This is a genomic window from Pelistega suis, from assembly GCF_013133795.1.
Lineage (GTDB): Bacteria > Pseudomonadota > Gammaproteobacteria > Burkholderiales > Burkholderiaceae_B > Taylorella > Taylorella suis.
Genome location: NZ_JABGBN010000007.1, coordinates 114,532 through 128,670, shown reverse-complemented (window position 1 = coordinate 128,670; position 14,139 = coordinate 114,532). Strand labels below are relative to the sequence as shown.

Sequence of the window (14,139 nt, the reverse complement as noted above, 5' to 3'; positions counted from 1 at the left end):
TCTCTCACCTCTGTCATATCAAAACGCTCTGTCTTAGCATTAGCATTCTGCGTATCACGAGATAAACCTGTCGGTATTTCTCCTTGGTCGACTGTCAGATAAATAGTTGGGCCTATCGCACTATAGGAGGTGGAATGATCTGCTTTATTTACACTCCCTAAGGCACTCAACCCTGCAGCGACTCCATTGGCCATGTTCTGAGACATGTCGGTTGAAAAACCTCCCCCGATATTCTCCACCTTCACTTCGCTATAGTTATGGATATTTTCTGTCGTCAGTGTCCCTGTACTAAAACGGTTCTTATCTGCTGTAGCCTGGCTGTCCACTATCCCACCTTTAAGGTGAGTATTACCCTGTATGGTAAGCTCTAAGCCATCTTTGCCCGCATGTAAACCACTCTGTGAACTGGCACAAATTAAAAAGACTGCCTCCTGTTCAATACAGATGGCAGTCCTTTCATCATGCGATGAGGTCACTCAATTCATGAACGACCTATGCATTTACTTCACATCTACTGGATTACGTAGACGAATATGTAACTCACGTAATTGCTTTTCATCCACAGGAGACGGTGCTTGTACTAATAAATCCTGAGCACGTTGAGTTTTCGGGAAAGCAATCACATCACGAATTGACTCGGCACCCGTCATCAATGTCACAATACGGTCTAAACCGAATGCTAAACCACCATGCGGAGGCGCGCCATATTGTAGTGCGTCAAGTAAGAAACCAAATTTCGCACGCGCTTCTTCTGCATCAATGCCCAATGCTTTAAAGACTTTGCTTTGAACTTCTTCGCGGTGAATACGTACAGAACCACCGCCCACTTCCCAGCCGTTTAAGACCATATCGTACGCTTTTGCATACGCTTTAGCTGGGTCTGTCGCTAATAAGTCTTCATGTCCATCTTTTGGACTGGTGAATGGGTGGTGAGCAGCGAAATAACGCCCTTCCTCTTCGTCATATTCAAACATCGGGAAGTCCACGACCCATAGTGGTTTCCAGCCAGCCTCAAATAGACCATTGGCTTTCGCAAAATCACTCAGACCAATCTTCACACGTAAAGCACCGATAGCGTCATTCACCACTTTGGCTTTATCAGCACCAAAGAAGATAATATCGCCATTTTGCGCGCCTGTGCGAGCAATAATTTCATTTAATGCTGCGTCATGGATATTCTTAACAATCGGTGATTGTAAACCGTCACGACCTGCTGCCAAATCATTGACTTTAATATAAGCCAAACCTTTAGCACCATAAATCGCCACAAATTGTGTGTAGTCATCGATTTCTTTGCGAGAAAGCTCTGCACCACCCGGCACACGCAGACCTACAACACGACCACCCTCTAAATTCGCCGCACCGCTAAATACTTTGAATTCCACATCACGCATCACATCGGTAAGCTCAGTAAACTCTAATTTCACACGTAAATCAGGTTTATCTGAACCATAACGACCCATCGCCTCATCCCATGTCATGATAGGGAATGGATTGGCTAATTCAACACCTTTCACTACTTTAAAGACATGACGCATCATGCCTTCAAAAATTTCACGGATTTGGAACTCGTTTAAAAAAGATGTTTCGCAGTCGATTTGTGTAAATTCTGGTTGACGGTCTGCACGTAAGTCCTCGTCACGGAAACACTTAGTGATTTGATAATAACGATCAAAACCTGCCACCATCAACATCTGTTTAAATAATTGAGGTGATTGTGGTAATGCAAAGAATTGACCGTCATGTACACGTGATGGTACGAGATAGTCACGCGCACCCTCTGGTGTAGAGCGAGTAAGCATCGGTGTTTCGATATCGATAAAACCTAACTCATCTAAGTATTTACGCACTTCGATAGAAACACGGTAACGCAACTTCAGATTGTTTTGCATGACTGGACGACGTAAATCAATCACACGGTGAGTGAGACGAATATTCTCAGAAAGATTGTCCTCGTCTAATTGGAATGGTGGCGTGACCGATGGGTTTAAGACCTCAACTTCACGGCATAACACCTCAATTTCACCTGATTTAAGATCCGCATTAGTCGTGCCTTCTGGACGCTTACGTACTAAACCTGTGATGCGTAAGCAATACTCATTACGCACACCCTCTGCGATTTTAAACGCCTCTTGATTATCAGGATCAAAAACGATTTGTGCCAAACCTTCACGGTCACGCAAATCAATAAAAATTACACCACCGTGGTCACGGCGACGATGACACCAACCATATAAAGTCACTGTTTGGTCTAAATGCGCTAGGTTTACATCACCTGTATAACAAGTACGCGTCGTCATAAAAATGCTCCGAATCTTTAAAAAAATCTATTTATCGCTACCAGAAGAACCGCTATTTCCATTATTACCACCACGGAAATCCGTCACATACCAACCTGTCCCTTTCAACTGGAAACCGGCAGCTGTCACTTGCTTCACAAACGTTTCTTTTTGACACTCTGGACATTTTGTTAATGGGGCATCTGACATTTTCTGCAAAACATCCTTGCTATACCCACAGCTAGAACATCGATATGCGTAAATAGGCACCTTAATACTCTCTTTTTAATAGGAACAAGGTTTATGGCAACACCACAAACCTTGTCAAAATAAAAACTTAACCGTTTATTTTACCGCTTTTAAATCCATTTGCGTTTAGAAATTTTAAACTGGCAGCAAAAATAACCCCGCCGCTAATAAGGTTGGTAAAATTGCCGCCAGAATCAAGTTCTTCGGTGAAATAGCTTCGGCAGGGAAAGTCGTCCGCAAAATAGCAAAACCGGCTGGATTAGGTGCATTAGCAATCACGGTTAAGCCACCTCCAGTCACGGCTCCTGCCACCAGCATATAACGCCAAGCCTCACTCGTCCCATCCACCAAAGAGCCAAGGTAAGTTAAGGCCGCATTATCTGTGACGGCCGTTAGACTGAGGGAGCCCCAAAAAAGTGCCATCGGTGACAAGCCAGCTAATAAATCTTGTAACCACCACTTCTGCAGACCACCAAGAATAATCAGTCCTGCCAGGAAAAAACCTACCATCAAGCCTTCTTTAATCATTAATGGATCTTGATAACGACTATATGCACCACAAAAACCGATAAAAAGCATCAAAATACCGATAAAAATAGAAACATGATGAGCAAATACCACCACGGACACAAGGAATAAGGCATGAATAAACATAAAAATCACCGGAACGGGTTCACGATATTCATCAACGCCGTCTGGATCGTTAATCCCATGCCCTGTACCTACCGCATGTGAGATTAAATCTTTGCGACAAATCATGGTCACAATTAGGGCATTGAGAATAACAGCAATTACTGCTCGCCAACCAAAATGTGTTGCCATATAAGCAGTATCCCAACCAAAGGCTTGAGCGACCATCAGTACAGGAGGTGCCGCATAAGATGTTAATACTCCACCAATTGAGATATTCACAAACAATACACCAATTACGATATATTTAAAGCGAAGATTACCCGTCCGTTCAAAAAATGCCTCTTTAAGCATTAAAGCGGCCAATGTCATCGCTGCAGGCTCGGTAATTAAAGACCCTGCTAATGGCACTAAACTTAAGGTAATAAAGAAGGTCGCTACTTCAGTCTGTATCGGAACTGCCTTAGCGATAAAGCGGACGATAGCCTTAACTAACTCAATAATCGGACGACTCCCCGCCACCACCATAATCGTAAAAACAAATAAAGGCTCTGTAAAATTACGTGTATCCATATACGATACCGCTGACTCTACTCCCGTACTGACTGCCATAAAGAAAATCAATACCGTTGCCCATACACCAAAAACAGCCTCTACCTCTGACATCAAATGCCAAATACCGGCATGCGGCCCACCCTTATGAGCCAATTTTGCGAAAAATGGTACCGAAAAGGTATGAATAATAGCTAAAAAGAATAATACCGTCGCAATGATTTCAATGGTACTTGACACAGCGCCTTCCCCCTTTAGACAGCAGTAGAAAACAGCGCTCTACTACTTGATAAATCATTAATTAGTCGATTGAGGATAAAAATACCTCACATAAAGCCTGCATACCCACCTTATCTTCCTCATCAAAGCGAGCCAGTATAGGACTATCTACATCCCATACACCAATTAATTGACCATTCTTCACTAAAGGCACCACAATTTCGGATTGAGATGCTGCATCACAGGCAATATGCCCTGGAAAACTATGTACATCCTTAACAAGTTGTGTCTCTCGAGAGCTTGCTGCAGCCCCACAAACACCACGATTGAGTGCAATGCGCACACAAGCGACTTTGCCTTGGAATGGCCCCAATACTAACTCAGTGCCATCAAAAAGATAAAATCCACACCAGTTTAAATCTGGCACCTGATGGTATACCAAAGCACTCATATTGGCGGCATTAGCAATAAGATTATGCTCTCCCTCAAGAAGTCCTTTTAACTGCTCAACTAAAAGACGATACATCTCAGCCTTACCTAAGGAGGCATCAGTTGCTTTAATTTCAAACATCTTAATATTCCAACATCAAAAAAACAGCCTTATTGGCTGATAAACGTTCCTACATTCTAACACCAAATAAATTTTTGCGTTGAAAGCCCTAAAAATTCATAGAGCATTTATTAATAAATCGTTACAATAACAAGAAATAACACTACTTTTAAGCGATTATGTCTACATCAAAACCTGACTTAAGCGATATTTACCACGATGATTGGGTAGCGAGATATTTACCCGCAAGTTGGGGATCCTATGCACGTCTTGCACGCCTTGACCGTCCTGTAGGTACTTGGCTAACGCTACTTCCCTGTATTGCTGCTCTCATTCAAGCAGCAGGAGGCATGCCTGATGGTTGGCGATTAGTTATTTTCTCACTCGGTGCTTTATTAATGCGCAGTGCAGGTTCTACCGTTAATGATATCTGGGATCGTGATTTTGATAAGCACGTAGAACGTACACGTTTTCGTCCCTTAACAAGTGGACAAGTTTCGCTCAAACAAGCTATCGCTTTTTTGTTTGCGCAGTTTGCCCTATCTGCACTACTGCTCTTTTTTATTAATCCCTTTAGCCGTTGGTTAGCACTTGCCTTAGTACCATTGGTGATTATTTATCCACTTTGCAAACGCTTTACGTACTGGCCTCAAGCTGTCTTAGGAGCAGCTTTTAACTGGGGCATGCTCATGGCATGGTCAGATACAACAAACACCCTACCACTGGGGGCTATATTAATGTGGTTAGGTGCCTTAACATGGCAAATCGGCTATGACACCCTCTATGCCTATACCGATATTCGTGATGATGAGCGTTTAGGTTTGAGATCTACCGCCAGACGTTTTGGCAATCAGGGTATCTATTGGTTGAGTGGGTTCTATGTCATGAGCGTGTTACTTTGGATCATCGCTGGGACACTTCTCCATATGGCTTGGGCATATTATCTGGCGATTGCTTTGGTTGCTGCTCATTTATTCTGGCAATTAAAAGTATTTGATTTAGAGCGCCCTGAAAAAAGTCACTACCTTTTTAAAGCCAATATTCACACAGGACTTTTACTTATCATTGCCTCTATTTTAGGTACATTTTAATCATTTAACTTTAAAACATTAAAATTTCCCTACCCTTTCTGTACTAAGGGCTTGGGTTTTACGATAATATAAGTAAATCCAATGAGAAAGCCCGTAAAAATCATTTACGGGCTTTTAACTTTTACATCAAAGAGAACAACGTTTGATTATCCTCGCTCACGAGCCGCAATATCTGCAGCAGCCGTAAACAACACATCCGTTGAGGAATTTAACGCTGTCTCTGCTGAGTCTTGAATAACACCAATAATAAAGCCCACTGCCACCACTTGTGCCGCATACTCATTACTAATACCAAACAAACTACACGCCATGGGAATAAGTAATAAAGAGCCTCCTGGCACACCAGAAGCACCGCAAGCACCAAGCGCTGCAATCACACTTAGCAATAAAGCAGTCGAAAAATCAACGGTAATCCCTAAGGTATTCACCGCAGCTAGCGTCAATACGGCAATCGTAATCGCTGCACCAGCCATATTAATAGTCGCACCCAGAGGAATAGAAACAGAATAGGTTTCTTCTGTTAGACCGAGTTTCTTAGCCAAATTCATATTCACTGGGATATTCGCTGCCGAACTACGCGTAAAGAATGCCATCATGCCGCTTTCTGATAAACACGTCCACACCAATGGATAAGGATTGCGACGAATCTTTGTCCATACAATCAGCGGATTCACCACAAGTGCGACAAACAACATTGCTCCCACTAAAACCGCGAGTAATTTAGCATAGCTCAGCAAGCCCTCTACACCAGTAATCGCAACTGTCGATGCCACAATACCAAAAACACCAATAGGAGCAAGACGGATTACCCATTGAACCACCTTAGTGATTGCTGATGAGATATCTGCTACCACTGTTTTTGTTTGAGGCAATGCAGCACGTAAAGCAACACCAATCAAAATTGCCCAAGTCAAAATACCGATATAATTAGCTGTAGCAATTGCATTAACTGGGTTATCCACCATTTTAAAAACTAAGGTTTTTAAAACCTCAAGAATACCTGACGGTGCAGTAGACACTTGCTCTGGATTAGGTAGTGACAACGTCATCGGGAACAAGAAACTTGCACAAACAGCCACTAACGCAGCTAAGAACGTACCCATCAAATATAAAATAATAATCGGTTTCATATTCGCCGATGTACCAATATCTTGACGTGCAATCGCCGCCAATACTAAGATAAAAACTAAAATAGGGGCAACAGACTTTAACGCCCCAACAAATAGACTCCCTAATAATTCAAATTTCAATGCAAAATTAGGTAAAAACCAGCCCAACAAACCGCCTAAAAGCAAAGCAATAAGAATTTGCTTTACGAGGCTGCCATTGAGATAAGCCTTGATAAATTGCTGACTATTCACTTTCACTCTCCTGTAATAATCTGCGTATTTTACTCAAAATACAAGAAGTTAAATAATTTTAAGTAATAAAATACAAAAACGCCATCGGAGCACTACTCCAATGGCGCAAGAAAATGCGTGTAGCGATAAAACTAAACATTAGATGTTTTCGCTATGCTCACTATTAAGGTAGCTCACCGCTCTTACGCTTAGCAACGAAGTCTTTTGTTTCTTTTACAACAACGCCTGCTAATAATACGAGACCAATCAAGTTAGGAATCGCCATCAAACCATTAAAGGTATCCGCTAAATTCCAAACAAGATCTAGGCTCACGATTGTACCCAACATTACTGTAGCGACATATACAATTCGATAAGTATGTACAAAACCATCACCGAATACATAAGCTGAGCATTTTTCACCAAAATAGCACCAACCTAAGATTGTTGAGTAAGCAAAGAACACTAGACCGAAAGTCACAATGTAACCACCAAAACCAGGTAATAAGAACTCAAATGTTTGTGTGGTTAACGCCGCACCTTTAACACCCGCAGCGACTAAGTCTGTTGGGTTAAGTGTTAAGCCCATCACTAATACGATACCCGTAATAGAGCATACTACCATCGTATCTAAGAATGTACCTGTCATTGAAACTAACGCTTGACGACCTGGGTGATCAGTCTTAGCTGCTGCTGCTGCAATAGGACCAGAACCTAAACCAGCCTCATTAGAGAATACCCCACGTGCCACGCCATAGCGAATCATCGTACCCAATGCACCACCAAAACCTGCTTCCCACGTAAAGGCATCATGGAAAATCTTAGCAATCGCTGCACCAGCTGCTTCGAAGTTACTTAAAATCACTAATAAACCACCAAGCACATACACTACGGCCATCACAGGAACAATAACTGAAGAAGCTTTAGTAATACCTTGGATACCACCCAACACTACAAAGCCAGTAAAAACAGTCAATACAACACCCGTAATCCAAGGCTCTACACCAAAGCTTGCCTGTAAAGAACCTGCCACAGAGTTAGCTTGCACAGAGCTACCAATACCAAAAGAGGCAATCGTACCAAATACCGCAAATGCAATAGCCAACCATTTGAGATTACAACCGCGCTCAATATAATACATCGGGCCACCGCTCATCTCACCTTTTGAGTTAACCACGCGATATTTAACTGCCAGTACTGCTTCTGCATATTTTGTCGCCATTCCGAAGAAAGCACTAAACCACATCCAGAATACTGCGCCAGCACCACCCAATACCACGGCTGTTGCTACACCCACGATATTACCTGTACCGATAGTCGCCGATAAGGCTGTCATCAAGGCACCAAAATGCGATACGTCACCCTCAGCGCCGTCATTATTAGGATGTTTACCAAAAGCTTGTTTTAAAGCAAAAGGCAACATACGAACTTGTAAGAAAACCAAACGTAAGGTTAAATAAACACCCGTACCCACTAGGAAAACTAGCATATACGGACCCCAAACCCAGCCGTTTACGACTGATACGAGATTATTAAAAGCTTCCATCTTCACTCCCTATAAGAAGATATCTATTAGTTGTGTTTATAAGAGCATTGCACTATCCATCTATGCATATCAAGTCAATTTCCTACAACACATTCAGAAATTATACAAATTATTTCAATTTTGAAAAGAAGTGAAATCACTTATTTAGCCTTACAAGACAAAAACCTAGGGAAATACCTAGGTTTTTGCGCTGTTTACGTTTTGTTGCAAAGCAACAAACTAACACAGCAAGTTTATTGCGCACCATCTTGGTGCTTGTTCGGCGTCATGCCATACATTCTCTTACATCCACCCCATCAACCGCAATGCCATAATTCCTACCGCAGCCACAGGCAATGCACCGACGGTCGTAATGCCAAGAATATTTGCCGCGGCGACATCATTACCGCCCATTGCCTTTGCCATCACATAGCTAGCCGCCGCTACGGGTGTTGCCGTCATCAAAAACAGAATCCCCATCGCCATACCTTCGAGCCCCAATGCTAGCCCACAAAGTACCGCAACAAGGGGCGCAACCAACAATCGTCCAATACTCGACCACATCGCCATATCCGCCACTTGCCACAAACTGCGTATCTGCAACGTTGCCCCTGCACAAATCAACGCTAAAGGTAGGGCAAGAATGGATAAATAACGTCCAGTTTCGGCTAATAAAGGAGAAACCGGTACATGTAACCCTTTGCATAATAAAGCCGCCAAAATAGCAAGAATCAGCGGATTTTTAAGAATTTGTTGCAATAGTATGCGTGGGTTAACTTTGCCGCTACCACGACTTAAGGTGATGACTGCCAATACATTAAACAACAAAGTCATCGCCCCTCCATACACTGCCCCCATGGCTACACCTTCTGCTCCATAAGCACTTGAGACAAAGGCTAATCCGATAATCATGGTATTGCCTCGATACACCCCTTGCACAAACACCCCTTGGTCACGTGCCTCCTTAATGGTATATCGAGCAACAACTTCAGCACCGATGAATAAAATCATACTAGAAATGAAACCAGCCAAAATCAGCTGAAACTGACTAGAAAAATCCGACTTATTGCTATAAATACTAAAAAATAAGAGGGCTGGCATCGAATAGCGGAAGACGATTTTAGAGGCTTGATCACAAAAAGCGGCATCGACCTGTTTACTACGACGCAAATACCACCCTAAAAACAAAAGTAAAACACTCGGTAAGGTAACACTTAATGCAAATAAAAACGCCTCTTGAAAATTTGCCCACATCTTTTTTCTCTGAAACTCATCCTATGATTTATTTAACTCATCAAATAATTTAGCGGTTTTACGTTGCTCCATAGGCACGGTAATCCATAACAAAAATACATAGACCGCTACCACACTTAAGCCAAAAATCAAGGCGATTGACCCCGTAAAGTCTACCGTCCCTACCGCCCATACTGTCATCACTAAAGCGACCAAAATACTTATCAAGGCAAATTTTTTCTTTAGCACACCACGATCCAAGAAAAAGATTAACGCAACACCCAATAATAAACTGGGAATAGCATACATCACGAGACCATGCATGGCAGTCAACATCCATATTTGAAAAGCAAATGGAATATTGAGACTAACATCCGACCCTATTGCCAGAAAAATTTGATAAATAAAAAAAGCAGCACCTACCCACAACCCTACCACACCAGGTAATAAAGCACTAAACAAAACCGTTAAGCTCGCTGAAAATCGCAAGGTACGCATAAAATCATCGCCATAAAAAAACCAATCCTAGAATTATACTCCTAGGATTGGTTATTCGTTGTAATCTGCGAAAGAAGTCGCCAGCCTATTTTCCTAATTTAGCGGTATTAGCTACAGTACATTCCTCATAAACAACCTGATCACCTGCATTTAAAAATGCCTTATCACCTTTTGTCACAAGCTCATAATTGTAATCTTCACCCATCGCTTTAAAGACAGCACCAGAGGCAGATGTCGTTTGCTCTAATGGCAACACCTCTTCCATTTGCGTAATCACGGCATAAGCATTTTTCTCACCATTGACAAAAACCACTTGGAAGTTTTTATTATCTTTGCAAGCATAGGTGATTTTTTGCACGTCCTGCGTAGCGGTCTCACCCGCTTTAGCCACTTTATCTGAAGATGAGCTTGACGCATAAACTGCCGTACTAGCGAATACAGCCAAACCAGTTACGAATGCTAATTGAGAAAATTTTTTCATCATAAAACTCCTGATTTTATTAAAATACTCGACGCCAATGCTCTAGCTCTCGACGATCACGTTTGGTGGGACGTCCTTTGGTATAGTCATCAGCGGGCTCATGAATAAAACGACGACGCTCTTTTTCGAGCTCACGCTTCTCAATACTCTCTTGCGTTTCTTCGTAAAGCGTTTGAGCCACAGGGGCAGGCCCTCGAACCGAGCTTAACGCACGAACCATCACCACTTTTTCAATCTGACCTTGCTGAATAGTTAGTTGGTCTCCTACTTTAATTTCGCGAGCAGGTTTACATAACTGCTCATTAATTAAAACGCGACCTTTAGCAATCTCATCAGCAGCGATAGAGCGAGTTTTATAAAAGCGTGCCGCCCATAGCCATTTATCAATACGAAGTTTTTCTAAAGTACTCATGTTGAAAAAATAATACCTCAAACCTACTAAAATTCAGTGTCAAGAATTGATAAGTTGTTTCAATATATCACATCATCAAAAACCGCTTAAGCGACCTTCACGGTATACTATGCTTATTATACAAATCCCTGTGGAAAGATTATGTTCACCCTTTTAAAACGTCTACTTTGTCTGAGTATTTTTTTATTTACTCCTATGAGCTCTATCCAAGCACAAGAAGTTGATTGTGTTAGTACTACGTGGCGTGTTGTCAATAATGACAAGGTTTGTGTAAAAGCCTTTAAAGACCCTGATATTGAAGGTGTCGTGTGCCACCTTTCTCACGCCCAAACAGGGGGTGTATCAGGAGCCTTAGGGATTGCCGAAAATCCTGCTCGCTTTTCAATTTCTTGCGCTCAAACGGGTCCTTTAAAATCGACAAAAGGTATTCCTCCCCGGCAAGAAAAAATCTTTACCCAAAAAATGAGTCTCCTATTTAAGGATTTAAATGTCAATCGTATTATCGACCAAGTCAATAATACGATTATCTATCTCGTGATTAGTGAGAAAATCATTGATGGCTCACCTTATAACAGCCTGTCTACCGTTCCGCTGATGCCATGGAATGATCAGGAGCCCATGGTGATTTTTAATAAAAAATAAATATCACTATGCCGCTTTCTGCGCTAAATAAAATCAAACTTGATGAGAACTATTGGTGTGGTTGGGATAGTTTTTTAAAGACTATCCCAGCATTAGACACTCACGAAGGTAGTGTAGCGACATGGTTAAACAGGCTGAAACCCGCTACGTTTCCAAAAACCTTTGTTCCTCAATCTGTCTTACCCTCTGGGGTAAGTTATGAAGCCTTTATTTTTGAGTACCACCAAATCCCTACGCGCGATGGTTTGCATGATTTTTTTAATGGCTTATGTTGGTTAAGTTTTCCTAAAACAAAACTGTCCTTTAATCACATTCACCAGCAACAAATGGCTCAGTTAGGTACAACCCAAAGAGGCAGGGTGCGCGATATGCTCACCGTCATTGATGAAAATGGTTTTCTTATCGAGTGTCCTGATGAGTTATGGCAAGCCCTCTCCAATAAACAATGGATTAAAGCGTTTATAGATTTACGAGCGCTCTGGCAACAAAGCCGAGTGATGGTATTTGGGCATGCTCTACTAGAGAAGTTAGTCAATCCCTATAAGGCTATCACCGCACATGCTATTCGTATTCCTACTCAACTACTCGACACTAAAAAAGAAACGGGCTTTAATCAACAAGATCTACAACGGATTGACACCTATTTAGCAGAATACCTATCCGAAAAAACCTTAGTCCATAAGCCCTATATTCCCATCCAAATCTTCGGCATTCCCGGTTGGGGCAACGAAGAGCAAAACCTTGCCTATTATCAAGACACCTCCGTTTTTAGAACAGCTAACGTTCAATATACAGAATCAACGCTAAAGACTAAAACCTAAAAACACAGATATGGTCTAAAATAAACCAAACGCATTTAAGGCTTTTTGTAGCATTAAGGCAGCGATTAAAAATAACAAACCTGCAAAGATTTTTTTAAGCTTATCGACAGGTAGGCTATGCGCTAATTTAGCTCCTAATGGTGCAAATAAAACACTCATTGAAATCAACACCAAAAGCGCAGGCCAATATAAATAGCCCAACATACCGTCTTGAACACCGAGCAGATTCCAACCGCCGATAATATAAGCAATGCTATTAGCCACGGCAATCGGAAAACCAATTGCAGCAGAGGTGGAGACTGCATTTTTTAAAGGAATATTTGACCACACCATAAATGGCACGGATAAAAATCCTCCCCCAGCCCCTACTAATCCAGAAATTAAGCCGATAACAATCCCCACCGCACTCATCCCCACCATACCCGGCAAATGGCGACTAGGCTTGGGTTTCTTATTCAGCAGCATATTATAGGCAGAATAAAAAACAAACAGAGAAAACACTAACGACAACCACGCCGTATCTAGCCATTGGAAAATCACTGTACCTGATAATAAACCTCCAATAATAATCCCGGGGGTTAACTGCCCAACGATGGACCAAATCACTGTACCTCGCTTATGATGCGCTCGCATACTCGACAAGGAGGTAAAAACGATAGTCGCCATCGCTGTCGCAATAGCCGAATGAACGATATATTCAGGTGCTACTAGTGCTTGAACAGTAAAAATCAGGGTAAGAAAGGGCACAATAATCATGCCTCCACCCACACCCAATAGACCCGCCATTAAACCACTAAAACAGCCTAATAGAAGTAGTGAAAGGATGGTTATCGCATTCATATTTTCTTATTTTAAATTGCCTGACAAGAACTGTTGTAAACGAGGACTCTTGGTTTGATTAAAGACGTCCTCTGGTGTCCCTTGTTCTTCCACACATCCTTTGTGTAAGAACATCACCTGTGTGGCAATATTACGCGCAAAGCCCATCTCGTGCGTTACCACAATCATCGTACGCCCTTCTTCAGCCAATTGTTGCATCACTTTAAGTACTTCACCCACCAACTCAGGATCTAACGCCGATGTTGGCTCGTCAAACAACATAACCTCAGGCTCCATGGCCAACGCACGCGCAATCGCCACACGTTGTTGCTGACCACCTGACATCTGCGATGGATATTGATTCTCGACAGCAGGAGGCAAACCAACCTTTTGTAAGTAGTGACGAGCTCGCTTAATCGCCTCTTCTTTGCTCAAACCCAACACATGAATAGGTGCTTCAATAATGTTCTCAAGCGCTGTCATATGCGCCCAAAGATTAAAATGCTGGAACACCATTGCTAACTTTGTGCGGAAAGATTGCAATTTTTTCTCATCGCTCACACGACTTTGTCCACGCTTGTTCTTTTGCACATCAAGTGTTTCTCCTAATAAAGAAATTGAACCACTATCAGGAAACTCTAAAAAGTTAATACAACGTAAAAACGTACTTTTACCCGAGCCACTTGAGCCAATAATAGCAATCACATCGCCGGCTTTCGCCTGTAATGAAACACCCTTAAGTACTTCATTATCACCATATGATTTATGAATATTTTGTACATCTAGCTTAAACATAAT

General features: G+C 42.1%; 15 protein-coding genes and 1 pseudogene. 3 read left to right on the top strand and 13 right to left on the bottom strand.

What is annotated here, in order from left to right:
* The 5 genes and pseudogenes from HKX39_RS08780 to HKX39_RS08760 all read right to left on the bottom strand — a co-directional run.
* The coding region (locus tag HKX39_RS08780; RefSeq protein ID WP_216605077.1) for a hypothetical protein at positions 1-476 on the bottom strand (476 nt) is incomplete at its 3' end.
* A gap of 24 nt (positions 477-500) precedes the next feature.
* On the bottom strand, positions 501-2,300 hold the full coding sequence (gene aspS / locus HKX39_RS08775) for an aspartate--tRNA ligase (protein WP_171680948.1): 1,800 nt from the start codon (positions 2,298-2,300) through the stop codon (positions 501-503).
* A gap of 36 nt (positions 2,301-2,336) precedes the next feature.
* A pseudogene (locus HKX39_RS10685) lies at positions 2,337-2,549 on the bottom strand (FmdB family zinc ribbon protein); the annotation flags it as partial.
* 114 nt (positions 2,550-2,663) lie between these two features.
* Positions 2,664-3,950: a putative Na+/H+ antiporter gene (locus HKX39_RS08765; RefSeq protein ID WP_171680946.1), complete on the bottom strand. Its 1,287-nt coding sequence runs from the start codon at positions 3,948-3,950 to the stop codon at positions 2,664-2,666.
* Positions 3,951-4,011: 61 nt separating this feature from the next.
* Positions 4,012-4,455, bottom strand: a complete 444-nt coding sequence (locus HKX39_RS08760; protein ID WP_425500277.1) for a GAF domain-containing protein — start codon at positions 4,453-4,455, stop codon at positions 4,012-4,014.
* A gap of 203 nt (positions 4,456-4,658) precedes the next feature.
* Between HKX39_RS08760 and ubiA the strand changes: the two genes are divergently transcribed.
* A complete protein-coding gene (ubiA, locus tag HKX39_RS08755) occupies positions 4,659-5,570 on the top strand; it encodes a 4-hydroxybenzoate octaprenyltransferase (protein WP_171680944.1) in 912 nt (303 codons plus the stop codon).
* A 146-nt stretch (positions 5,571-5,716) separates the two neighbouring features.
* Here the strand turns inward: ubiA and sstT are convergent, their stop codons facing one another.
* The 6 genes from sstT to HKX39_RS08725 all read right to left on the bottom strand — a co-directional run bounded on the left by sstT (position 5,717) and on the right by HKX39_RS08725 (position 11,059).
* Entirely contained in the window at positions 5,717-6,937 is a 1,221-nt protein-coding gene (sstT, locus tag HKX39_RS08750) for a serine/threonine transporter SstT (RefSeq protein ID WP_343043443.1), read from the bottom strand.
* Positions 6,938-7,094: 157 nt separating this feature from the next.
* Complete coding sequence (locus HKX39_RS08745; protein WP_171680942.1) at positions 7,095-8,456, bottom strand: alanine/glycine:cation symporter family protein; 1,362 nt, start codon at positions 8,454-8,456, stop codon at positions 7,095-7,097.
* A gap of 282 nt (positions 8,457-8,738) precedes the next feature.
* Positions 8,739-9,689, bottom strand: coding sequence for an AEC family transporter (locus tag HKX39_RS08740; RefSeq protein WP_171680941.1), 951 nt, complete (start codon positions 9,687-9,689; stop codon positions 8,739-8,741).
* A 21-nt stretch (positions 9,690-9,710) separates the two neighbouring features.
* On the bottom strand, positions 9,711-10,166 hold the full coding sequence (locus tag HKX39_RS08735; RefSeq protein ID WP_171680940.1) for a hypothetical protein: 456 nt from the start codon (positions 10,164-10,166) through the stop codon (positions 9,711-9,713).
* An 85-nt stretch (positions 10,167-10,251) separates the two neighbouring features.
* The gene (locus tag HKX39_RS08730) at positions 10,252-10,650 is read right to left on the bottom strand and encodes an MliC family protein (RefSeq protein WP_171680939.1); all 399 of its coding nucleotides are present in this window, start codon (positions 10,648-10,650) and stop codon (positions 10,252-10,254) included.
* Between the two features lie 16 nt (positions 10,651-10,666).
* On the bottom strand, positions 10,667-11,059 hold the full coding sequence (locus HKX39_RS08725) for an RNA-binding S4 domain-containing protein (RefSeq protein ID WP_171680938.1): 393 nt from the start codon (positions 11,057-11,059) through the stop codon (positions 10,667-10,669).
* A 141-nt stretch (positions 11,060-11,200) separates the two neighbouring features.
* On the opposite strand from HKX39_RS08725, the gene HKX39_RS08720 reads away from it, so the two are divergent.
* Both HKX39_RS08720 and HKX39_RS08715 read left to right on the top strand, forming a co-directional pair.
* Positions 11,201-11,701 (top strand): CreA family protein, encoded by a 501-nt coding sequence (locus HKX39_RS08720; RefSeq protein WP_171680937.1) that lies wholly within the window; start codon positions 11,201-11,203, stop codon positions 11,699-11,701.
* An 8-nt stretch (positions 11,702-11,709) separates the two neighbouring features.
* Positions 11,710-12,522, top strand: coding sequence for a DUF3025 domain-containing protein (locus HKX39_RS08715; RefSeq protein WP_171680936.1), 813 nt, complete (start codon positions 11,710-11,712; stop codon positions 12,520-12,522).
* Between the two features lie 15 nt (positions 12,523-12,537).
* On the opposite strand, the gene HKX39_RS08710 is transcribed toward HKX39_RS08715, so the two are convergent.
* The gene (locus HKX39_RS08710) at positions 12,538-13,362 is read right to left on the bottom strand and encodes a sulfite exporter TauE/SafE family protein (RefSeq protein WP_171680935.1); all 825 of its coding nucleotides are present in this window, start codon (positions 13,360-13,362) and stop codon (positions 12,538-12,540) included.
* Between the two features lie 6 nt (positions 13,363-13,368).
* Entirely contained in the window at positions 13,369-14,136 is a 768-nt protein-coding gene (locus tag HKX39_RS08705) for an ABC transporter ATP-binding protein (RefSeq protein WP_171680934.1), read from the bottom strand.
* Positions 14,137-14,139 lie beyond the last annotated feature (3 nt).

Coding starts and splice junctions, on each gene's coding strand:
- HKX39_RS08725 (WP_171680938.1), bottom strand. CDS start 11,059: ATGAGTACTTTAGAAAAACTTCGTATTGATAAATGGCTATGGGCGGCA.
- HKX39_RS08740 (WP_171680941.1), bottom strand. CDS start 9,689: ATGTGGGCAAATTTTCAAGAGGCGTTTTTATTTGCATTAAGTGTTACC.
- ubiA (WP_171680944.1), top strand. CDS start 4,659: ATGTCTACATCAAAACCTGACTTAAGCGATATTTACCACGATGATTGG.
- HKX39_RS08760 (WP_425500277.1), bottom strand. CDS start 4,455: ATGTATCGTCTTTTAGTTGAGCAGTTAAAAGGACTTCTTGAGGGAGAG.
- HKX39_RS08705 (WP_171680934.1), bottom strand. CDS start 14,136: ATGTTTAAGCTAGATGTACAAAATATTCATAAATCATATGGTGATAAT.
- HKX39_RS08730 (WP_171680939.1), bottom strand. CDS start 10,650: ATGATGAAAAAATTTTCTCAATTAGCATTCGTAACTGGTTTGGCTGTA.
- HKX39_RS08710 (WP_171680935.1), bottom strand. CDS start 13,362: ATGAATGCGATAACCATCCTTTCACTACTTCTATTAGGCTGTTTTAGT.
- HKX39_RS08745 (WP_171680942.1), bottom strand. CDS start 8,456: ATGGAAGCTTTTAATAATCTCGTATCAGTCGTAAACGGCTGGGTTTGG.
- HKX39_RS08735 (WP_171680940.1), bottom strand. CDS start 10,166: ATGCGTACCTTGCGATTTTCAGCGAGCTTAACGGTTTTGTTTAGTGCT.
- HKX39_RS08715 (WP_171680936.1), top strand. CDS start 11,710: ATGCCGCTTTCTGCGCTAAATAAAATCAAACTTGATGAGAACTATTGG.
- HKX39_RS08720 (WP_171680937.1), top strand. CDS start 11,201: ATGTTCACCCTTTTAAAACGTCTACTTTGTCTGAGTATTTTTTTATTT.
- aspS (WP_171680948.1), bottom strand. CDS start 2,300: ATGACGACGCGTACTTGTTATACAGGTGATGTAAACCTAGCGCATTTA.